This window comes from Cylindrospermum stagnale PCC 7417 (assembly GCF_000317535.1).
Taxonomy (GTDB): Bacteria; Cyanobacteriota; Cyanobacteriia; order Cyanobacteriales; family Nostocaceae; genus Cylindrospermum; species Cylindrospermum stagnale.
This window is the reverse complement of sequence record NC_019757.1, coordinates 1,503,835-1,524,989: the sequence shown is the minus strand read 5'-3', so window position 1 is coordinate 1,524,989 and position 21,155 is coordinate 1,503,835. Positions and strand designations below refer to the sequence as shown.

Sequence of the window (21,155 nt, the reverse complement as noted above, 5' to 3'; positions counted from 1 at the left end):
TAATTTAGAAATCTACCCCCCGTTTAGGTTCTACCCCTTGATTAGCATAGTGTTTGTGGCAATAAACCTCAGAGTGAATGCTGGCTAAGTCAAAGTATGCCGGTTGATTTTGACAGCGACCGGTGATAATAATTTCCGTGTCGCGGGGTTTGCGGAGTAAAGCTTGGACAATCGGTTCCACGGGGAGTAGTTCCAAGTCCACAGTCGGGTTAAGTTCATCGAGGATGATGGTTTTATAGATCCCAGAAGCGATCGCCGTTTTGGCAATTTCCCAACCCCTTTCCGCTTCCACATAGTCCAATTCTTGGCGAGAATTCCGCCAGACGATCGCATCTCGACCACAGCGTTGATGATCCACCACTTCTGGATAAGACTGCTGCAAAGCGGCGATCGCTGCATCTTCAGTGTAACCAGTGCCACCTTTCAGCCATTGCATAATCAACACGCGGGTAGAACCGGGATGATTGATTCCCCTGCCGATAGCTTGCAATGCCTTCCCCAAGGCGCTGGTAGACTTGCCTTTACCAGCACCAGTATAAATTTCGATTCCCTCAATTAACAGTGCTTTTGCTGTCGGGTGATGCTGAGGTTTCATTTCTGAGTGCAAATCCGCAATATCCAGCAACTTTTGCGGTGCGGCCCGTCCGGTGGCGATAATTTCCAACTCCTGGGGTTTAGATTTTAACGTCTGCACCACCTCATTAACTGAGAGCAAACCCAAATCCAAGACGGGGTTAATCTCATCCAAGACAACCACCGAATACAAACCAGAGGCGATCGCACCTTTGGCTACATCCCAACCCCGTGAAGCTTCAGTTTGGTCAAAAGAGGTAATTTCCTCGCTGCCAAAAAATTCTGCTCTACCTGTGCGAACCTGATCGATTAAATGCGGGAAACCACGCTGTAAAGCTGCGATCGCCCCATCCTCATCATAATCACGTTCTGGCCCCTTTAAAAACCGCAGCAATAAAACGCGGTTAGAATTGCTCGGTGCATTTATTCCCAAGCCAATCGAGCGCAAAACCACCCCTAAAGCCGCTTGGGACTTACCTTTCCCCGCGCCATCATAGACGTGAATTTGACCAGTGAGCCGTTCAGGACGCACTTGCGCCGTGCGAATACCGATACCGTTCCTTGTCATCTCTCGAAAAGCTCTAATGTGGCAGTCTTTTATTTTACAAAACTTCGCTCTCCGGGTGAAAGCCTTACCAATAGCACCCTGAAATTCTCACCGCCGCCAAACCTCCGTAACAGAATCAAATAAATGTATTAAAAGAATAAATGGGAGTATACTGGCATACCAAGATATAATTGCCCCCAACACACCAAATTGGCCTAAGTTGTATAGCTTTCCATCAAACAGCCTAGCACCGCTGCCACCGAAAATTGCCATCACCAGCACCATGCCAGTGACACTCTCGCAAACAAACCCTTACCATTAACCCTTTATGCTTGAAGATTTGTCAATTCCCAGAATTTTTCCCCTTGGAACAATTTTATTTCACTTTTTATTTTTACTGATTGCCATTCCCATAGAAGCCTATGTTCTCCATTACTGGCTGAAATTTGACAAAAGAACCAGTACTTTTTATGCCATCTCGATTAATCTATTTTCTAGCGTTGCTGGTTGGACTCTATTTTTTCTGGCCGAGCCAATGTTGCCAATCGGCACAAAATCAGAATTAATTAGTTTTGTCTTCTTCAATCGTTTTAAATCACCTAATATATATAGTTTTGTGATTTTTACAGCTTTTATCATATTTTTAGCAACATTTTTGTTAAAATTTTTCTTCCTAAAAGTTCTTTTAATTTCATTAAAGGAAGCCGAAAAACAATCAGCAGAACCGGAAACATCTCAGCGGCAGAGATGGTATCGTGCTAGCACATTAAAATTGCAAAATGCAAATTTAGTGACAACTACATTAATAGCAAATTCCCTGAGCTATACAGCAATTTGCTTGGTTATAATCATTCGCGGTAGTAAGTAGACATGACTTAATTGAGCGAGTTGAAAAATGATGATTAATAGCCTAATAAATTAGAGGTGATCTTATGGACTCATTGTTTAAAGAGGTATTTGGTGTCTTCAAATTCGTTGAAGAGCTTTTTTTAGGAATTCAAAAGCTATTGCTGCCACCCAAGGCTTTCTCATGGCAGACACTTATTTATTTGAGTGTTTTCTCTTGGGGACTTTCTTTTTTCGCAACATATGTGATCAAAGACCTAATTGCACTTTGCGGTTGGTTATTTTTAATGGCTGGTACAGCTTGGTATACGACTGACGACCCTTTAAGGGTTCCTGGCACTTTTATGCCAGTAGGAGCGCTGATAACTGGATTCTTAGTTAGTGTCTTTGCATTTGGACACCAGGAAAGTATCATTACAGCCAGAACCATTGTTCTCTGGCCGACAATTTCTGCACTAATTACAGCAGTACCAGAATTTTTTGAAGGAACTGGTACAGAATCTAAAGCTCAGATTCCGAAACCACCAGACCGCCAAAAAATTATCATTTTAGTTGCTAGTTGTATGCTGATCAGTTGCTGGATTCAGTTTTACTTTGTGATGGATAGTTGGTTAAAACAATATCCCAGTTTGTTAGCAGATAATTTTCAGAGTAGTGCCTTTGTAACGAGAACAGAAAACCAAGCCAAAACCCCAAAAAATGGCGTGATGCTTCTAGATAAACTGCAACCATTAGTAGAAGAACAAATAGTTGCTAGACCTTGGTCAGAAGTTGAGAGATGGCTTCTAGATGCCGACCAGCAGGTAGGGAATCTGGGTAAAAGAGTAATCGAAAAAAACCTGACGAAATATCCTGAAAAACAACTATGGAGTATCGAACCGCGTGTAGTCAACATTAAGTCTGGGTATCAATTAGATATTCTCAGTATTTGGACAGGCCCGAGTTCCAAGCCACAAGGGTTTTACCTCAAAAAATCTTGTCGGATTACCCCCGTCTCAGCCTCCAATAAACCAGATAAAGGCGCAGTTGCAGAAATTGTCTGCGAGCGGAAAGTTAGTGATCCGATTCGCAAAGTACTGCCAGCACGGCAGTGAACAACTCATAACCAATGACTAAATAGCAATGAACCCCGGCAGAATTTTTGTGATGGTAAAGAATGTATTTCAGGAAGCGATCCGCGATCGCATCCTGTACATTCTTGGTTTTTATGCGTTTATACTCACCTTTGCTATTCGCATCATTCCAGAATTTACAGCTACAGCCGCAGACAAAATCTTTTTAGACTTTGGAATGGCGGCTATGAATGCGATCGGCTTAATTGTGGCAGTATTTGTGGGTACAGGACTGGTTAGTAAAGAAATTGAAAAACGCACTATTTTAGTGTTAATGGCTAAACCCATTAGCCGCAGTGAATTTATCACCAGTAAATACTTGGGTTTATCAGCAGTGCTGGCCGTATTGGTTGCAGCAATGACGGCAATATATCTGGTATTTTTACAACTTGGCAATATTCCTGCTCCGACATCGAGCATTCTCATTGCCATATTTTTCTTATTCTTGCAGTTATCCTTAATTACTGCTGTGGCTATTACCTTCAGTGTGTTTACTGCTTCTCTATTAGCGATCGCCTTAACATTTGCTGTGTACTTAATGGGGAATATTACTCCAGATTTAGTCCAACTTGGTCGTCTGAGCCGTAACGCTGGCATGGAAAGACTCACTCAAGGGTTGTATCTCATCTTGCCAGATTTATCTCGATTAGATTTGAAAAATGATGCCGTGTATGGTCTGCAAGCATTACCTGAGCCAATTGCACTGATTACCAATGCTGGCTATGGCTTGCTGTACAGCCTGATGTTGTTAGCGATCGCGATTCTCATTTTCTCGCAACGGGAATTTTAATTAATAAATCATGATCTGCGGTTGCTCAATTGTGCCGTCAGGCATGATCGTGTGCCGTAACTTTACATACATCAATTTTGTCTGGGAAAGGTTGGCTGTACTCAAATTAGCCTCGGTTAAATTTGCCCATGTCAGGTCTGCACCAGTTAAGTTGGCGGCAGTTAAATTAGCTTCTAGTAATATTGCTCCACATAGCTTTGCACCTGCAAGATTTGCTCTCAATAAGTTAGCTTCAATCAGCGATGCTTCTATTAATTTGGCTTCGTTCAGGTCTGCTTCTCGCAAATCTGCATCACATAAAGAAGCGCCCCAAAGATTACTATTACTAAATTTAGCTTGCCACAAGAAAGCCCCACACAAATTTGCTCGCGTTAAGTCAGCATTCATCAAATTAGCTTCGCACAAAGTAGCTTGAGACAAATTAGCTTCACGCAAACTAGCATTCACTAAATTTGCACTATTTAGGTTAGCACCACAGAGATTTGCACCACGTAAATCTGCTCCCATTAAGTTAACACCACTTAAATCTACCGCTTTCAGGTCGATTCCACTTAAGTCATATCCACTGAAATCTGGTCGCTGCAAACATTTACCAGTGATTTGACTTAATATCAATTCCTGTTTGTCAGCAGAATTTATCATGTTATTCCCCTCAGAGTTTAATTTATCTCAAAGGTCAATTGTGAGACTCACTGTATATTGAGATTACACCGCAAATGTCTATAAGCTGATTCAATAATTGGCAAGAAATTCCGAAAAGATTGTTAAGAAAGTGCAAAAGCGCTCTTGAAGTGGTTTTCAAAAGAAACTATGCTGACATAAGTCAAGAAACATTGATAATGTCAGAGAATCTCAAGATTAGTAGCTTATTGCTCATATACTATGTCGGTTGCATAAACTAAGAGTAATTACTTCTATAAACAGCGAACAATACATAACGGCAAAAGAAATGTCAAGTCTCATGGAAAAATAATGACTATGGGTAGATAACTCAGTGCTAAAAGTGCAGTTAATCATCAAATTCTCTTAGCAAGACTTAAAGCTATCTCCAGTAGCACTGAATATTAAATTTTTGCTAAAAATCTATCTTGAGGGAGATTGATTAGCTTCTGAACTTAGATGAGACAATCAATAAAGATACCTGAGTCTTAATCCTTGCGCCAAGTTTGTAACTGCAAATACACTAATACCAAAGTCACGGATAACAGCACCGTTGCTGCTGCCGCTGCATAACCAAAATCAAATTGGGCAAAAGCCTCTTGGTAAATGTAATAAACCAGCAAATTTGTAGAATTCAATGGGCCACCGCTGGTCATTACATAAACTTGCTCAAAACTCCGCAAAGTAAAAATAGAAGTGGTGACGATGACAAATATTAAAGTAGATGTCAACCCCGGCAATGTAATATAGCAAAATTGCTGCCAATCATTCGCTCCATCCAGTTCCGCAGCTTCATAACGACTGGGAGGAATTGCTTGCAACCCCGCCAAAAATACAACCATATTGAAACCTAGTTGTTTCCAAATACTCATTAAAATCAGTACCGGCATCGCCCAAGTCGTATCTCCCAGCCAGGAAATGGGTGGAATGCCAAACAAATTTAAAAGTGCATTCACCGGGCCAGTGGTTTGAAACAGCCAGCGAAATCCCAAACCAGCCGCTACCAGGGAGATAATTGAAGGCAGAAAGTAGGCACTTCGCAGGATACCCCGCAAGGCTAGGGAGCGATTTAATAGCACTGCTAAACCTAAGGGGATAACTAAACTGGGAAAGACGGTAGCAAGGGTAAAATATACGGTGTTAACTATAACTTGCCAGAAATCAGCATTGAGTAGCAAGCGCCAGTAATTTTTAAAGCCTATCCAATAAGTGCCTGTAGAGGTGAAACTACCAGCGGTGAAACTGAGGTAAAACAAGTAGGCAATTGGCCAAATGATAAATACACTTAGCAAAATCAATGCTGGTGTGAGAAAAACCCAGGCGGCAACTGTATCATTATCCAGGAGATATACAGGAGAAAAGCGGGATTTTTTCATAAAATATGAGTTACTGAATGTCGGTGTAGGGTTATTCTATGCAGAGGTACTGATAGGATTTTGTTAATCAAGTGGTTCTCGACTAAATGCCTAAAATCTTCTTTTACTTTGGCAAACTCTCAATTGCTAGCAAGTTGCTAAACTCTAGCGTATTTATATCACTGCTGATGACACTCGACACAACTGTGTTGGCTCAAAAAACAACACCACCATTACCGAGTCCATCACTATCTCCTCAGCCATCTCCTCAGCCAACAAATCCGATTAGCCAGAAATTGTTGGGACAATGGGAAGGACAAGATTCTTTAAGCCCACCAAAAGACGCTCCAAATTTAACCTTGATTTTCACACCAGAAGGCAAATTATTTCTACTTCTGCCTGATTTTAATAAGTTGGTGGCTGTGGAGTTTAAGTATGGCATTAACCCGGCGCCCAAACCCATGCACATGGATGTGACAATTTCTAACAATCCAAAGCCAGTGCTAACGATTTTTGAGTTTACGGCTGATGATCAGTTGCGGTTGCAATTATATGATACCAATTCTGGCCAACCTAGACCCAAAGCTTTTACTCAAACAGCGTCGCTGTTTAAAAAGGTTTCCGACAACACGAGATTGCCAGATAATACCAAAGTTATTGACCCCGTTGGGGTAGAAGATCAAACCAGGAAGGAGCCAGAAGTTGACGCTAAACAAATTATTGGTTTGATGAACCGTGCACAACAGGCTTACTACTTAGAATATAGTAAGTTCGCTAGCACAATTAAGCAACTACAGGCTGGGATTAAGCCAGAGAGTGAAACTTACCGCTATCAAGTTGTACCCTCACGCCAGGGAAGCCAAAGTGTAATTAACATAGCTGCTGCTAAAAAACCTGAACTAAAAAGCTATACAGGCGTTGTGTTTTTTAGAAAAGTTAATGGTGAAACCTTGACATATTCAGCTATCTGTGAAACTGAAAAACCCTCAACTATACCGCCAGTTCAGCCACAACTTCCCACAAAAGAATCACAACCAGTCCAATGTCCAGCAGGCTCAATTTTGTTAAAACCTTAATTGTGGATGGTTTTGAATTGGGATAGGCTGTATGGTTTCAAATCAAGCAAACATTTAAAATCTAAAATTCCAAATTGGTATGAGTCAGAATTCCACAATAGATGTTGCTTCTGTTAGTCTAATTTCTCCGATGATCTCTAGCCAAAAATTTACACCAAGCGCTCCTTTGAAATTGGGAATTATGGCGTCTGGGAATGGGAGCAATTTTGAGGCAGTGGCTCAAGCTATCCAAGATGGGCAGCTAAATGCTTCTATTCAAGTTTTAGTTTACAATAACCCAGGGGCTAAGGCAGCGGTACGCGCTGCAAATTGGGGTGTAGAATCTGTTTTGTTGAATCACCGTGACTACAAAAGCCGGGAAGATTTAGACCGACGAATTGTGCAGACGTTGCGGCAGTATGATGTGGAATTTGTGATTATGGCTGGCTGGATGCGGTTGGTAACACAAGTATTAATTGATGCTTTTCCTGAGCAGATGATCAATATCCATCCCAGCTTGTTGCCTAGTTTCAAGGGTATCCATGCTGTCGAACAAGCCTTGGCATCTGGGGTGAAAATCACTGGTTGTACTGTGCATCTACTTTGTTTAGAGGTGGACAGTGGACCAATTTTGATGCAAGCGGCGGTGCCAGTGCTTCCGGATGACACAGCCGAAACACTCCATGCCAGAATTCAACTTCAGGAACATCGGATTTTGCCACAGGCGATCGCATTAGCAGCTCAAAGACAATGCCTAACTTTGGTATAAATACTACCTTAGAAATATACTTTTTTTACATCAAAAATTGTATAAATGCTAGAATCCTCCAGATAGACAAATAGGATACCTCCATGCCAGTTGTAGCTAACGAAATTAAGTTCGGTACAGACGGCTGGCGGGGCGTGATAGGTGAAGAGTTCACCTTTGAACGCCTGGCCTTGGTCGCGCCGGTTGCCGCACAAGTACTATATAATACATATTTTTCTACGGTGGGTAGCCGGACAATTATTGTCGGTTACGATCGCCGATTTATGGCAGAAGAATTTGCCCGTGTTGTCGTCGATGCTGTCACAGCCGTTGGTTTTGACGTGTTACTGAGTGAAACTTTTGCCCCAACCCCGGCTTTTAGCTGGGCAGCAAAAGAACTCAACGCCTTAGGTGCACTGGTAATTACGGCTAGTCATAATCCAGGCTCATATTTAGGTTTAAAAGTCAAAGGTGCTTTTGGCGGATCGGTACCACCAGAAGTTACCAAAGAAATCGAAAATCTGTTGTCGATGGGAGTGTCCCCGTCAGCCATACCAGGCAAAGCAGAGAAGTTTGACCCCTGGCCAAGTTATACAGCCGCGCTAAAAGGTAAAGTTGATATTGCCAAAATTCAGAATGCGATCGCATCTGGCCAACTCACAATCTTTGTTGATGTGATGCACGGCGCTGCTGCCAGCGGACTAGAGAAACTACTAGGCGCTGAGGTAAAAGAAATCAACAGTAACCGTGACCCCTTATTTGGTGGCGGTGCCCCGGAACCTTTGCCGAAATACCTTTCTAGTCTATTTACCTTCATCAAAAATCACCGGGAAACGAATCCCTCAGGTTTAGCGGTGGGGTTGGTATTTGACGGAGATTGCGATCGCATCGCCGCAGTGGATGGAGAAGCAAACTTCTTGAGTTCCCAAATATTAATCCCGATCTTAATTGACCACTTAACCCTAAGGCGCAGCTTTAGCGGCGAAATCGTCAAAACAGTGAGTGGTTCTGACTTAATCCCCCTTGTAGCCAAACACCATCACCTGTCGGTGTTTGAAACAGCAGTTGGTTACAAATACATTGCCGATAGAATGTTAGCCGCAGATGTATTATTAGGCGGCGAAGAGTCGGGAGGAATTGGCTATGGTAGCCATATTCCCGAACGGGATGCCCTGCTGTCGGCATTGTATGTGTTAGAGGCGGTAGTTGAATCTGGGCTAGATTTAGGTGATTATTATCGCTACTTGCAAAAACAAGTTAATTTCACCTCAGCTTACGATCGCATCGATTTACCCCTAGCAAGTATGTCTGTGAGACAGCGGTTATTGCAACAACTGCAAACTCAACCTTTAACTGAAATTGCCGGAAAAGCCGTGATTGGTTGTCAAACAATTGACGGTTATAAATTCCGCCTAGCCGATCAAAGTTGGTTAATGATTCGCTTTAGCGGTACTGAACCAGTGTTACGCCTCTACTGTGAAGCCCCCACACTGGAACAAGTGCATCAAACTCTCGCTTGGGCAAAAACCTGGGCGGAATAACATTATTTGACCTCTTGCAAAAGTCAATTTTAGGAAACTTAAACCACAGATAAACACAGATAAATCCAAATAAATCAAGGTGTGTTTATGTGGTTTATCAATGAATTAGGATTTTTGCAAGCGGTCTATTAATTAGCCAATGACTAATGACCAATGACCAATGACCAATAACTAATGACTAATGACTAAATTACTCGTAGTCGCTACAGGAAATCCAGGTAAATTGCGGGAAATGCAAGCTTACCTCGCTGATTCTGGTTGGGAATTAACCCTCAAACCGGAAGAATTAGACGTTGAAGAAACAGGTGAAACCTTTGCTGCTAATGCCTGTCTTAAAGCCTCAGAAATTGCCAAAGCTACAGGAAATTGGGCGATTGCTGATGATTCTGGCTTGCAAGTAGACGCCCTGAATGGCGCACCAGGGGTATATTCTGCCCGATATGGCAACACCGACGCAGAACGCATTGCTAGACTATTGCGGGAATTGGGTGATGGAGTTAATCGTCAAGCGCAGTTTGCCTGTGCAATTGCGATCGCTAATCCTGATGGTGCGATCGCTTTACAATCTGAAGGTGTATGTCGTGGCGAAATCCTGACAGCAACCCGTGGTGATGGCGGTTTTGGCTATGATCCTATTTTTTATGTACCAGAAAAGCAATTGACTTTTGCCCAAATGACACCAGAAGAGAAAAAATCAATTAGTCATCGGGGTAAGGCATTGAAAGCTTTAATTCCGCAATTGGCAAAAGTCTTGAGTTAGACTCATACTGAAAAAACAGGTTTTCAATTCCTTCTTTTGGCAGTAGGCAGCAAAAATCCCATCAGGCTTACTAGTAGTAAGGCAGAAGGAGAAATTTGCAATGGCGCAGACTCAAAAACAAGGGCGTCCAAAAGATGGTAAGCCTGACGAGTGGCAAAAAGACCTGAATCCACAACCTAAAGCCGGTCAAAATTACGGTACTGCGGAATCAGATCCCGAAAAAGCAGCCCTGAATGCTTTTGAAATCAAGGAACTGCATAACCAACTCCCAGAATATACAGACGACGAACTCAAGCAAATTACACTGTTACCCCCCGGAAGTCGTTTGGAACAAGGCGCGAAGTACATTGATTTAAATGACTCGGAACGCCATGAGTTTACCGCAATGGGTGGGATGGAAGCAGGGCCCGATAACTGGTATGTACCCAAGACTGAAATCGACTATCTGCTTTGGAATCGTCTAACTGGTGTGCAAAATCCCGAACGCTTGGGGAAAGCTAGCGACGAGTAAATAGGACTTTTTAGGCTTGTTTGATGCCTTAGGGAACCCAACCTGTAGGGTGCGTTCCCTAACGCACGAATCATGATTTTTAACGATACAAACCATACTCCATATTTGCTATTTTCTGTCAATTCGTAAATCCTAATAAATTAGAAATAGGGCGATCTGCACCAAGGCAGCATGGCGTGCTCGCTTGACAATTTCAAGGTGTATCTCGTGGCGAAATTTTGACTGCAACCCGTGGTAATGGCGGTTTCGGCTATGATCCTATTTTTTACTTACCAGAGAAGCATTTGACTTTTGCATAAACTAATTGCCTTTCGTGATCTATGCTAAAATTTATCCTCTTGAAGAGTTTCTAAGTTTATACTCAACAAGCTGATGACAGAATATTTGAACGTTAGAATCTTCTTGAAACAATAACTTAGATGCGAATTTCCTAGATAGTAAAAACTTTGACCATTGACTAGAATCATCTTCTAGCAAATTTTGATATAGTGGAAATGTATCAAATAATCTAATGTAAATCGAAGCAATTTTTTGGATTATTTTTGTGTTATTTAATTGTCCTTTATCAGTAAAATTAAAATTTTTAACGGCTTTGGTTAGTTTGTCTTGAAGATGTAAAACATGATTTGGAATAACACCACAATGAATTTTTAATAATTGTTGTTCAATAAATAAGTATAGATCTACTAAATCCAAGAAATTATTAGGTAAATCTTTGAGAGGAAAACATGATTGAGGGTATCGAAAATATGAGATATTCTCATATAAGTCTTGCTTTAGTATATATTCTCCTCCTGTAAATAAATTATTTTCTATTTGAAAGCTACTAGAGGATACAAATTTTAATCTGTCATACCATTTTGTATCTGGCTTTTTCTTTTTTGTTCGATTGATAGCCCAAAGAATAAAATCAGTTACCTGAAGTCCCGCATTTTCTTTCTTCTTAATTTCAACTTTTATTTCTGGAAAATAAGCCGGACTATCTGGTAGTTTAACCAGACTTTTTTCAATATCTCTATAGGCATCCTCTTTCCATTTATCTGCATCGGGTTGTTGAAAATCAATTCTTTGTTCTACGACAAGTACGATAGGTTCATTTCTGCAAGTAAATTCTAAACAAGAGAGAGTAAGAATATCTTCATATTTATTTTTATCATCATAATCATAACGAAATTTTCCTTGTATATATTCTCTGATAGCTGTACATAAATGACTATGAGCGTTTTGGCTGTCGTCAGAAGCATGAAAATACGCTCTGTCAAGAGTTCTTTTATCAGATATTATAAATTCCGGTTTGTTAATATCTGGATCTTGCCTTAAATTATTTAAAGCTTCTATAATTACAGATGTATCTTCCACAGAATATCTCGTTATTAGCACCCCATAGCCGTAAGCATTTGTAGTTGTCCCATCATGATTGTCTAAATAAAATTTAGTTTCATCAGCATAAAAATATAATGTCATAATTTTTCACCGCACAGTATAGTAGGTTTTTGGGTTTTGTTGAATCAAGGTGTAATTCTTATTTATACCTTTTTATTTACAAATTTACATAAGTGACGAGAATAAATATGCTACGATAGTAGTTACATAGCACAATTTACAATATAAGCAAACATGAAAATTAAAGGTATAAAACGCGGTCAAACTATTGAAGTTTTAGAGCAACTAAATAACATTCCTGATGGAACAGAAATAATAATTGATTTGGAATTTATTGAAAAGCCAATACCCGAACCAAAACTACATTTAACAGAAGAAGAGAGATTAGCTAAACTAAATAAGTTATTTGGTGCGTGGAAAACTCAACCAGATTTAACAGAAATATTTGCAAAAATTGACCAACAACGCCACACTTATCAAGGTAGAAACCTAGACTCGATTGATAATCAGGATAACGGTTAATGTATCTGTTAGACACTAACATTTGCATTGCACTGCTCAAAGAGAACCCCCAAGCGGTGAATAGATTTAATCGCTACTTTAGCCAATGTTATCTATCTACAATTATAGTTGCGGAACTTTATAAAGGCGTTTACTTTTCTCAACAGGTTACCAAGAATCTAGAAACTCTAGGACAGTTTACTGACTTATTACCCATAGAAACATTTGACGTAGATGCCGCTATTGAATTTGGCAAGATTCAAGGTGAACTAAAAAAAATTGGTAAGCCAACTGGAGAATTAGATGCTTTAATTGCTGCTGTTGCTCGTTCTCGCAATGATATTCTCGTAACTAATAACATCAAAGATTTTACTAATATCCCCAACTTGCAATTAGAGAACTGGTTAGAAAATTCTATCTAGGTTAATACGGTAGTTGTTCAGGTTTATTTCGTTCTCGACATAAACATCCCAGAACTAAAGCCCGCCTCTGAATGAATTATGAGTCTAATAGCGAAAGTCGTCTAAAGTCTAAAGTCTAAAGTCGACTAAAAGAAATTTCTAGTCCGTTTTAACGGACTTTAGTTATTAGCCCGGAACTTCAGTTCAGGGCGGGTTATGTCTAGAACGAAATAGCCCTGTATTCGATAAAACCTCTCACCACAAAATAAAATATCCCTTTAAAATTTAATCATCAACTGCTACCAGCCACATTTTAGGCTGTAACTTGTATATTCTGCGTTGATAACCGAGGGGAAATAGTTAGTTTAATTTCTTTACCAATTTTTTGTTCAACAAGCCTGAGGTGATAATTTTTTTGCAAATTCATCCAAAGTTCAGCCCCAGTACCAAACCATCGTCCTAGACGTAATGCAGTATCAGCAGTAATTGACCTTTTACCATTAATTATTTCTGTAATCCGATTTTTAGGGACATGAAGGAAACAGGCTAAATCACTCGCACTCATTCCTAATTCATGCAGTTCATCAGCCAGAATTTCGCCGGGATGAATAGGTGGACGCGCCATATTATTCTCCAGTTATAAAACTAAATATACCTAATTCAACAAAAAACGTTGCTGATTCCAGAGATGAAGCAATAAACTCGCCATCCTTCATCCCCTCATTCAGCAACGCCCATTATCTAGAAACTCAGTATTTAGACAGCTTCTGTGTTCTTTTCTCCGGTACGAATCCGAATCACTTGCTCAACAGGTGAGATGAAAATTTTACCATCACCAATTTCACCAGTACGGGCGGCGGCGATAACTTTATCTACCACCATATCAACCTGGCTGTCTTCCACAACGATTTCTACCTTCAGCTTTTGCAGAAACTCAACCGTGTATTCCGAACCCCGATATCGCTCAGTTTGACCCTTTTGCCGTCCGAAACCCCGAACTTCAGAAACAGTCATACCCACAATTCCCGCATTGACTAAAGCGATTTTCACTTCATCAAGCTTAAATGGACGGATAATAGCTTCTACTTTTTTCATTTTTTCACTCCTGACTTCTAATAGCTTCGTTTATATATCTAACCAGATTCGCTGTCTGAAGCTGTAACTATAGTGGTACTTGTTTGAACCAGGCGCGTAAATGCTCTGCCTGAACAGTTCTAATACCAAGAGAATTTTCCCAGCTACTTCACAACCCCCCACTGGTAGCCGTGTTCATATCAGCTAATTATTCTGATTTGCAAACAAGGGACGCACAACTAAATACCCAGCACCAAAAGCAGTCACCATAATGAAAAAGATGGTGAAGACTAACAACCAGCCACTGAGTTCCTTTACCTCAGGCTTGGGGACAGCATAATAACGGACTTCTTGTTCTTCAATAAAGACAGGTTCTCGAATTGGGAAACTCGTGTCCACAAAGTCATCGCGGCGGCTTTTTTGGGGAGGAACACGGTTTGCTTGCTGACGTGGAGGCGCTGGATTTGCTGGATGCTTGGTTGGACTTTTCGCCTGGGTAGCAGCACGAGGCACTGGTGGAGAAACGGGTGCGGCAGAGGAATCAACCAACTTTTGCAGCTGTAAACAAGACTCAACTACCTTAGCAATTTCTTGGCGGAGTAGTTGATTTTCTTGAGCTAGTTGGTGATTTTTAGCTGTGAGTGCATCAGATTTGGCTTGTGTTGCTTGTAACTCCGCTGTCAATTCCCGGTATACAGAAAGTGGTACAGAGGGGGAGTAGCCTGGAGTAGTGGGTGGGTGGCTGTGAACAGAACCTGTGGTTGTTCGCATCGGTGGCTTGGTATCAAAATAAAGTAATTTAGATTAACAAGAGATACTACCAGAGTATAGTTTGTCCTGAAACTATGCCCAACAACAATAATAGAAAAATACCCAGAGGCAAAGATTTTAATAACAAAGTAGGGCAGGAAGTTGGAGATTTTACCAGCCTTACAAGGAATTGTCTTTCTCAGCGCTATTTTGCAACAAGGGGAAAAAATGTCCTACAGGGCCTTGTCCTTTGCCAATGTTGAGGGAGTAGGTAAGTGCGGTGGTGACATACTGCTTTGCCTGTTGCACTGCTGACCACAAATCTTTGCCCAAGGCCAGATTAGCAGCGATCGCAGCTGATAGGGTACAACCAGTACCGTGAGTGTTTTTCGTATCTACTTGTTTTGTCGTCAAAGTTTCCCACCTTTGCCCATCAAACCAGATATCAACACCACGCAAATTTCCCTGCATTCCTCCACCTTTGACTAAAACAGCCTTTGTCCCTAAATTTTGGTGAATGATTTGGGCAGCTAGTCGCATTTTCTCTAGAGAATCAATCTCTAAACCGCTCAAAATCTCAGCTTCGTAGCGATTTGGCGTAATAATAGCAGCTTGGGGAATGAGGGCATGGCACAGAGTACTCACAGCCTGATCATCAATCAATTGTGCCCCTGTGCGTGACACCATCACCGGATCAACCACTAGGTTAGCAATTTGTAAAGCTTCCAGTTGCTGGGCAACAGCAGAGATAATTTCTTGGTTGAGTAACATTCCCGTTTTTACAGCCTGTACGCCGATATCCTCAACTACTGCTTGAATTTGCGCCACAACCGCCTCAGTTGGCATCGCATCGACTCGCCTCACCTCTACAGTATTTTGGGCTGTAATGCAGGTGATAGCACTAGTGCCGTGGACACAATGAAAAGCAAAGGTGCGTAAATCACTTTGAATTCCCGCACCACCGCCGCTATCTGAACCGGCAATGGTTAAAGCAACAGGTATTCTTGATGAGGAGTTGGCGTTCATAGGTCAATTTTGTTTAAAAAGATTTTTCGATGGCACAAAACAAAAATTAGCAAAAAAATCTATAAATGAGTAGTAGGTTTTTATTCATTGAATTGATATATTAATCATAATCATATTTAAAAGCTAACGGTAAGATGAAAAAATTGTCTTCCCACAGTATGAACTCAGATGATCGTGGTTATTTTTTGCAAATAGCGCAAGATGGATGGGCTGAGGTGAATTATGTTGAAACCCTGGCTAATAAAATCAGAGGCAAGCACTATCACAAAGAAACATCTGAACTTTTTTTCATTATTTCCGGTGAGATAAAAGTAAGCGTAGAGAATTTATCTTCTGGTCAATCAACTGTGTTCGTGGCAAAAAAAGGTGATAATTTTATAATCGAACCTGGGGAATTTCATACTTTTCATACCATAACCGACTCACAATGGATTGCTATGCTTTCTCAAAAGATAGATCCTCATAATCCAGACTTTCATCAAGTCAAAGATTTCATCACGCTGTAAATAGTAATAAATAATATTTTGTCTGCGGATAAATCACTTGAAGTATCCCGTAAACTTTGTGTGGTTTTACTCTGCAAAGTTCTTTGGCGTTCTGTAGAGGTCAGCCCTTAGCTCGTTCGCAGCGTACGGGGTTAAGATAAGTTAAGTGGACAAAAACAAGTATCAGGGATTTATGTGCCATTTTAGGAGTGATTTCAAGGAATACGGCGTTTGAGGTGACAGACTGGAATCCTGCGGCTGAAGCTATCTGTGGTTATAGTTACCATGAAGCACTGGTCCGCCATGCAGCAGGACTGTTAGTAGCTGAAAGTTCTAGAGAAGCAGTCAACCAAGCCTTCGCAGCATTGCTAAAGCAAGACGGGGGAATTCACTAAGATTCCGATTCAGCAATCCCAGCAGTGAAGCAAACACTTGAGCGCAAATCAGGACTCCCCACTCTCGGAATGCAAGCTTTGCAATGCTCCCTGCAAATACTTGCCCCATTTAGCGGCTAAAGGAATTTCTGTAAACGGAACGCGCACCGACTTAGCACCTGGGGAAAATAGAAATTCTAACTCAATCGCCCGGCCTTTCTGGGGTGGATTTTCTAGATCTGCTTCTTTGTGATCAACCAAAAAACGGATTTGTTGGACTTCTAGTAGAGAAAACGTTGCTAGGTGAATTGGTCCTTTGGGTGTAGGTTTACCCCAAGTGATATTGTTACCTTTTTGACCTAAGACTGCATAAATATCGTACTTAGCCCGTTCAAATTGCTCTGCCCAGATGCGATAAGCCTCAACTTTTTGATACTCTTTTGACCCCTGCCAAGCTAACCAGAAAAATACCACTAACAGTGGCAACCACAAAAGACCACGTTCCATTGCTTCAACAGTCCTGTGCGAAGTTTGTAACTAAAATGCAAAATACACCAACAAAGGAGCGAGATAAGTTATTGTAGTGAACAAACTAGCAAAGAGCAGTGTTCAGTTGGTGTCAGCAACTCACAACTTGAATTAGCGGGCGATTAGCCCAAGTTATAGTTGATATTTGCTCAAGCTGAGTCGTTTTTGAAGACTCTGTTAACGGCACAAGCTCTGTTTTCTCTCACGCCTCTATTCGTAATGGGTTGACACAATTACTGCGAGATTCTATGAGAAGGCTTATATTATTGTGTTTGTTTGTCATTGGGCTAGGAGCTAGCGTGTTTGGGTTCCTGAATTTTCAGGGATTGGCAGCTAAAGGTGAATTTGAGACGATTCTGCTAGATTTTCGGGAAGATATTCCCGCAGCAGTCGTACAGCAGGATCTGCAAGCGATCGCCAAACTTTACAACGTTACACCCCAACTGGATAATAAATTCTCAGCGTCAGACAATGTGTACATTATTAAAGGCGATCGCGATCGGCTGAAAAAACTGAAAGCATCGACCTTCGCCAAAGCTACGGAAATCATCGAGCCAAATTACATTTACAGCAAGATTCCCCAACCAGGTGAAGCCAAGTGGCTAGGGGAATTTTTGACAGAGCAAGATGATCAAGAGGTAAATCCCTCATTAACTGGCCCTAACGACCAATATTACAGCAAGCAGTGGAACCTGCACAAAATCGGCGTTGAAGGCGCCTGGACTCTCACCAAAGGTAGCGGGATCACCGTTGCTGTAATCGACACCGGGATTACTAAGGTGCGCGACTTGTCTGAAACAAAATTCGTCAAAGGCTACGATTTTGTTAACGACCGAGAAGAAGCCACAGATGACAACGGACATGGTACCCATGTAGCTGGTACCGTAGCCCAAGCCACTAATAACAAATATGGCGTCGCCGGCATTGCCTACGAAGCCAATCTCATGCCCCTAAAGGTATTGAGTGCCAATGGTGGCGGGACTGTTGCCGATATTGCCGAAGCGATTAAATTTGCTGCCGATAAAGGCGCAGATGTGATCAATATGAGCTTAGGTGGTGGTGGTGAAAGCCAACTGATGAAGCAAGCGATTGAGTATGCCTACAAAAAAGGCGTAGTCATCATTGCCGCAGCGGGGAATGAAAGCACCAATGGGTCCAGCTATCCAGCCCGTTATCCCCACGTCATCGGTGTTTCCGCATTCGGACCCGATGGGGAAAAAGCACCTTATTCTAACTTTGGTGCTGGCGTTGATATCTCTGCCCCTGGTGGTAGTGAAGGTGGGGCAATTCTGCAAGAAACGATCACTGAAAACGGCGAAGCAGCGTTTCTGGGACTCCAAGGCACAAGCATGGCTTCTCCCCACGTTGCTGGTGTAGCAGCCTTGATTAAAGCTGCCGGGATTAAAGAACCAGATGAAATTTTAAAAGTCCTCAAGCAGTCGGCCAGAGTTATCCAGGATGATGGTTTGAACTATTATGGCGCTGGACAACTTAATGCTGAGGCAGCAGTCAAACTTGCCACCCAAGGGCAAATCAGTTTTCCTGATTTCTTCCGCTGGTTGCGAGATAATGGCTATCTCAACCCTGGTTTCTGGATTGATGGCGGTGCGATCGCACTATTGCCTAAAATTTTAATGGTATTGGGTTCCTATCTCCTCGCTTGGTTTTTACGGGTTTACTTCCCCTTTGCTTGGAGTTGGTCTTTATCCAGTGGCTTAATAGCTGGCAGTTCAGGGTTATTCTTTCTCAAAGGAATTTATATCTTTGACCTTCCCCAGTGGCCCTTGCGAGTTTTGGGCAGTTCCATCCCCGAATTAGGCAACGCCCTTCAGGGAACTGATGCCTTGAATCCCCTATTTGCCAGCGTGTTGATTCCGATTATTCTAACCGCCTTGCTGCTAGGACATCCGAGTGGGAAATGGTTTGCCATTGGTTCTACCCTAGGCATAGCGGCGTGCTTGACTGTAAGTGCATTTTATGACCCAGCGGTTTGGGGGCTGGGAAGTAGTAACTTAGCTCGCATCTTCCTAATTGCCAATGCCATACTTTGTTATGGACTGGCTCGTTTAGCATTGCCAAACGAAGGCAAAACAGCCTAAATTCCTGAAGGAAAAAGGCACTTTTCTATTAATTAGCCTTTTTCCTTCTCTCAACTCTCCATCCTCAACACCCAGAACTGATCATGAGCATTACAGTTACAGGCACAATCCAACGCCGCGAAATTGGTATGGGCGCATGGGCGTTAGTCACAGACGAGGGCGTTACCTACGAAATTCTCAAAGGCGCTGACAAAAACTTACTCAAATCAGGACAAAAAGCCAAAGTCACAGGACAGGTGCGAGAAGATGTCATGACAATTGCTATGATTGGCCCTGTCCTAGAGGTAAAATCCTTTGAGTTAATTAACTCTGACTAGCCGCCGAACCCAGCACCTCTTGAATACGGCTTCTAAATTCCCCTTTGGGATGTCCGCCTTTCACCTCGCCAACAATCTGAAAATCTCCTTCTGGAGAATCACAGATAATGTAAGTAGGCCATCCCATATCTGATTTATCTGGATACTGAGTTAGCAGAATTTTGCGATACTTGCGGTAAGTAGCTGTATCCTGCATTTTCACATCGATAAATTGCAAACTCAGTTCCTCAGCCACCTTTTGGTCATAAAAAGACATCTTGTGGCAGATGCCGCACTCTTCAGAGGAGAACTTAATCACGGCTAAACTCATTGGCTAGTGACTCTCTCGGTTCTAAGTAAAATACTTTAAGATATGTTATAAAATACTAGCAGATTGCCAGTAGCCTAACAATGGCAATCAAGCAATTATTTGATAAGATTCTATAAAAATTATTAAGAATGCTATTATATATCGCGGCGATCATTCTGGAGTCGGCTCTTGGGCTGAAAATGTAATCAAAGCGATTCAGAAACTAAGTTTTGCTCTTTGCTAAAAACAAGAGTACACTTAGAGTCTACCAGGTGGTAGCAACAGTCCTTAGCATCGCACCTGTGGCGTTAGTATATTTCCACAGACCCTTTTGGTGGATAGGCGATACAAGCCAAATCGTTTCCGAAAAAACCCCCAGCGGGTGTTAGCCAACAGGGGGAGTTAGTTATCAGGGTGCATCTACCAATTAAATGTTCTCAGGTGTAGCACAAGCCTCCGGATAAATTTATCGAAAGGTCGCTAGTTATTATTTAAAATAAAAAACCCCCAGCGGGTGTTAGCCAACGGGGGGAGTTAGTTATCAGGGTGCATCTACCAATTAAATGTTCTCAGTTTGAGTTATAGGTTCCGGATAAAATTGTCATTACTAGGAACGTACAGCGACTGGTACTAACCAAACAAAAGCCCCATTGGGTGTTAGACAGCTAAGAGAGTTAGTTATCAAGGTGCATCTACCAATATTCCGTTCTCAGAGCCAGCAATATATTCCAGATGAAATTGCCAAAATCTAGTTTTGTGGTGGTATAAACAAAAAACCCCCAATGGGTGTTAGCCAACCGGGGGAGTTTAGTTATCAGGGTGCATCTACCAATTAAATGTTCTTGGTTGACTGACTACGCTCCGGATAAATCTGGGTGTGTCGCAGTTGTCACAGTTGCTAAACAAAAAAAAACCCCAATGGGTGTTAGCCAACCGGGGGAGTTTAGTTATCAGGGTGCATCTACTAAATTAAATGTTCTTGGTTGACTGACTACGCTCCGGATAAATCTAGGTGTGTCGCAGTTGCTAAACAAAAAAAACCCCCAATGGGTGTTAGCCAACCGGGGGAGTTTAGTTATCAGGGTGCATCTACTAATTAAATGTTCTTGGTTAACTGACTACGCTCCGGATAAATCTGGGTGTGTCGCAGTTGTCACAGTTGCTAAACAAAAAAAAACCCCCAATGGGTGTTAGCCAACCGGGGGAGTTTAGTTATCAGGGTGCATCTACTAATTAAATGTTCTTGGTTGACTGACTACGCTCCGGATAAATCTGGGTGTGTCGCAGTTGTCACAGTTGCTAAACAAAAAAAACCCCCAATGGGTGTTAGCCAACCGGGGGAGTTTAGTTATCAGGGTGCATCTACCAATTAAATGTTCTTAGTTGACTGACTACGCTCCGGATAAATCTGGGTGTGTCGCAGTTGTCAC

At 41.9% G+C, this 21,155-nt stretch carries 24 protein-coding genes and 1 pseudogene; 15 read left to right on the top strand and 10 right to left on the bottom strand.

All coding sequences use genetic code 11. The features are described from left to right. Positions 1-4: 4 nt before the first annotated feature. Entirely contained in the window at positions 5-1,141 is a 1,137-nt protein-coding gene (locus CYLST_RS06375) for a cob(I)yrinic acid a,c-diamide adenosyltransferase (protein WP_015206878.1), read from the bottom strand. 307 nt (positions 1,142-1,448) lie between these two features. On the opposite strand from CYLST_RS06375, the gene fraC reads away from it, so the two are divergent. From fraC to CYLST_RS06360, 3 genes are all read left to right on the top strand, one after another. Beyond that, positions 1,449-1,988 (top strand): filament integrity protein FraC, encoded by a 540-nt coding sequence (gene fraC / locus CYLST_RS06370; RefSeq protein WP_015206876.1) that lies wholly within the window; start codon positions 1,449-1,451, stop codon positions 1,986-1,988. A gap of 64 nt (positions 1,989-2,052) precedes the next feature. Next, the gene (fraD, locus tag CYLST_RS06365) at positions 2,053-3,060 is read left to right on the top strand and encodes a septal junction protein FraD (RefSeq protein ID WP_015206875.1); all 1,008 of its coding nucleotides are present in this window, start codon (positions 2,053-2,055) and stop codon (positions 3,058-3,060) included. Between the two features lie 28 nt (positions 3,061-3,088). After that, positions 3,089-3,868, top strand: a complete 780-nt coding sequence (locus tag CYLST_RS06360; RefSeq protein ID WP_015206874.1) for an ABC transporter permease — start codon at positions 3,089-3,091, stop codon at positions 3,866-3,868. Here the strand turns inward: CYLST_RS06360 and CYLST_RS06355 are convergent, their stop codons facing one another. Together CYLST_RS06355 and CYLST_RS06350 are read right to left on the bottom strand one after the other, a co-directional pair. Continuing rightward, positions 3,869-4,510: a pentapeptide repeat-containing protein gene (locus CYLST_RS06355; RefSeq protein WP_015206873.1), complete on the bottom strand. Its 642-nt coding sequence runs from the start codon at positions 4,508-4,510 to the stop codon at positions 3,869-3,871. It abuts the gene before it with no gap. 506 nt (positions 4,511-5,016) lie between these two features. After that, complete coding sequence (locus CYLST_RS06350; RefSeq protein ID WP_015206872.1) at positions 5,017-5,904, bottom strand: carbohydrate ABC transporter permease; 888 nt, start codon at positions 5,902-5,904, stop codon at positions 5,017-5,019. Between the two features lie 86 nt (positions 5,905-5,990). Between CYLST_RS06350 and CYLST_RS32730 the strand changes: the two genes are divergently transcribed. From CYLST_RS32730 to CYLST_RS34240, 6 genes and pseudogenes are all read left to right on the top strand, one after another. Beyond that, positions 5,991-6,959: a type IV pilin-like G/H family protein gene (locus CYLST_RS32730; RefSeq protein WP_015206871.1), complete on the top strand. Its 969-nt coding sequence runs from the start codon at positions 5,991-5,993 to the stop codon at positions 6,957-6,959. 79 nt (positions 6,960-7,038) lie between these two features. Further along, the gene (purN, locus tag CYLST_RS06340; protein WP_015206870.1) at positions 7,039-7,707 is read left to right on the top strand and encodes a phosphoribosylglycinamide formyltransferase; all 669 of its coding nucleotides are present in this window, start codon (positions 7,039-7,041) and stop codon (positions 7,705-7,707) included. Between the two features lie 83 nt (positions 7,708-7,790). Next, positions 7,791-9,227: a phosphoglucomutase/phosphomannomutase family protein gene (locus tag CYLST_RS06335; RefSeq protein ID WP_015206869.1), complete on the top strand. Its 1,437-nt coding sequence runs from the start codon at positions 7,791-7,793 to the stop codon at positions 9,225-9,227. Positions 9,228-9,408: 181 nt separating this feature from the next. Next, positions 9,409-9,987 carry an RdgB/HAM1 family non-canonical purine NTP pyrophosphatase gene (rdgB, locus tag CYLST_RS06330; RefSeq protein WP_015206868.1) on the top strand — a complete coding sequence of 193 codons (579 nt, stop codon included), beginning with the start codon at positions 9,409-9,411 and terminating at the stop codon, positions 9,985-9,987. A 100-nt stretch (positions 9,988-10,087) separates the two neighbouring features. Further along, positions 10,088-10,498: a hypothetical protein gene (locus tag CYLST_RS06325; RefSeq protein ID WP_015206867.1), complete on the top strand. Its 411-nt coding sequence runs from the start codon at positions 10,088-10,090 to the stop codon at positions 10,496-10,498. Positions 10,499-10,686: 188 nt separating this feature from the next. Next, a pseudogene (locus CYLST_RS34240) lies at positions 10,687-10,794 on the top strand (non-canonical purine NTP pyrophosphatase); the annotation flags it as partial. Between the two features lie 34 nt (positions 10,795-10,828). Here CYLST_RS34240 and CYLST_RS06320 read toward each other — a convergent pair. Next, positions 10,829-11,962, bottom strand: coding sequence for a DUF3800 domain-containing protein (locus CYLST_RS06320; RefSeq protein ID WP_015206866.1), 1,134 nt, complete (start codon positions 11,960-11,962; stop codon positions 10,829-10,831). Between the two features lie 153 nt (positions 11,963-12,115). On the opposite strand from CYLST_RS06320, the gene CYLST_RS06315 reads away from it, so the two are divergent. Both CYLST_RS06315 and CYLST_RS06310 read left to right on the top strand, forming a co-directional pair. After that, entirely contained in the window at positions 12,116-12,403 is a 288-nt protein-coding gene (locus tag CYLST_RS06315) for a hypothetical protein (RefSeq protein ID WP_015206865.1), read from the top strand. After that, positions 12,403-12,804 (top strand): type II toxin-antitoxin system VapC family toxin, encoded by a 402-nt coding sequence (locus CYLST_RS06310; protein ID WP_015206864.1) that lies wholly within the window; start codon positions 12,403-12,405, stop codon positions 12,802-12,804. The genes CYLST_RS06315 and CYLST_RS06310 overlap by 1 nt, the downstream gene beginning before the upstream one ends. 292 nt (positions 12,805-13,096) lie before the next feature. On the opposite strand, the gene CYLST_RS06305 is transcribed toward CYLST_RS06310, so the two are convergent. The 4 genes from CYLST_RS06305 to thiD all read right to left on the bottom strand — a co-directional run bounded on the left by CYLST_RS06305 (position 13,097) and on the right by thiD (position 15,633). Next, complete coding sequence (locus CYLST_RS06305) at positions 13,097-13,408, bottom strand: HigA family addiction module antitoxin (RefSeq protein WP_015206863.1); 312 nt, start codon at positions 13,406-13,408, stop codon at positions 13,097-13,099. Between the two features lie 131 nt (positions 13,409-13,539). After that, complete coding sequence (locus CYLST_RS06300) at positions 13,540-13,878, bottom strand: P-II family nitrogen regulator (protein WP_015206862.1); 339 nt, start codon at positions 13,876-13,878, stop codon at positions 13,540-13,542. 183 nt (positions 13,879-14,061) lie between these two features. After that, positions 14,062-14,628, bottom strand: a complete 567-nt coding sequence (locus tag CYLST_RS06295) for a cell division protein ZapB (RefSeq protein ID WP_015206861.1) — start codon at positions 14,626-14,628, stop codon at positions 14,062-14,064. A gap of 159 nt (positions 14,629-14,787) precedes the next feature. Beyond that, positions 14,788-15,633, bottom strand: coding sequence for a bifunctional hydroxymethylpyrimidine kinase/phosphomethylpyrimidine kinase (thiD, locus tag CYLST_RS06290; protein WP_015206860.1), 846 nt, complete (start codon positions 15,631-15,633; stop codon positions 14,788-14,790). 158 nt (positions 15,634-15,791) lie between these two features. Here thiD and CYLST_RS06285 point away from each other — a divergent pair, with 158 nt between their 5' ends. Next, positions 15,792-16,139: a cupin domain-containing protein gene (locus tag CYLST_RS06285; RefSeq protein WP_041232993.1), complete on the top strand. Its 348-nt coding sequence runs from the start codon at positions 15,792-15,794 to the stop codon at positions 16,137-16,139. 188 nt (positions 16,140-16,327) lie between these two features. After that, positions 16,328-16,513 (top strand): PAS domain-containing protein, encoded by a 186-nt coding sequence (locus CYLST_RS34235; RefSeq protein WP_157162540.1) that lies wholly within the window; start codon positions 16,328-16,330, stop codon positions 16,511-16,513. Between the two features lie 48 nt (positions 16,514-16,561). On the opposite strand, the gene CYLST_RS06280 is transcribed toward CYLST_RS34235, so the two are convergent. Beyond that, complete coding sequence (locus CYLST_RS06280; protein WP_015206858.1) at positions 16,562-16,999, bottom strand: hypothetical protein; 438 nt, start codon at positions 16,997-16,999, stop codon at positions 16,562-16,564. A gap of 269 nt (positions 17,000-17,268) precedes the next feature. Here CYLST_RS06280 and CYLST_RS06275 point away from each other — a divergent pair, with 269 nt between their 5' ends. Then, a complete protein-coding gene (locus CYLST_RS06275; RefSeq protein ID WP_041232992.1) occupies positions 17,269-19,119 on the top strand; it encodes a S8 family peptidase in 1,851 nt (616 codons plus the stop codon). Between the two features lie 83 nt (positions 19,120-19,202). Further along, the gene (locus CYLST_RS06270; protein WP_015206856.1) at positions 19,203-19,436 is read left to right on the top strand and encodes a hypothetical protein; all 234 of its coding nucleotides are present in this window, start codon (positions 19,203-19,205) and stop codon (positions 19,434-19,436) included. Here CYLST_RS06270 and CYLST_RS06265 read toward each other — a convergent pair. Next, entirely contained in the window at positions 19,423-19,746 is a 324-nt protein-coding gene (locus CYLST_RS06265; protein WP_015206855.1) for a thioredoxin domain-containing protein, read from the bottom strand. The genes CYLST_RS06270 and CYLST_RS06265 overlap by 14 nt on opposite strands. Positions 19,747-21,155: the final 1,409 nt, after the last annotated feature.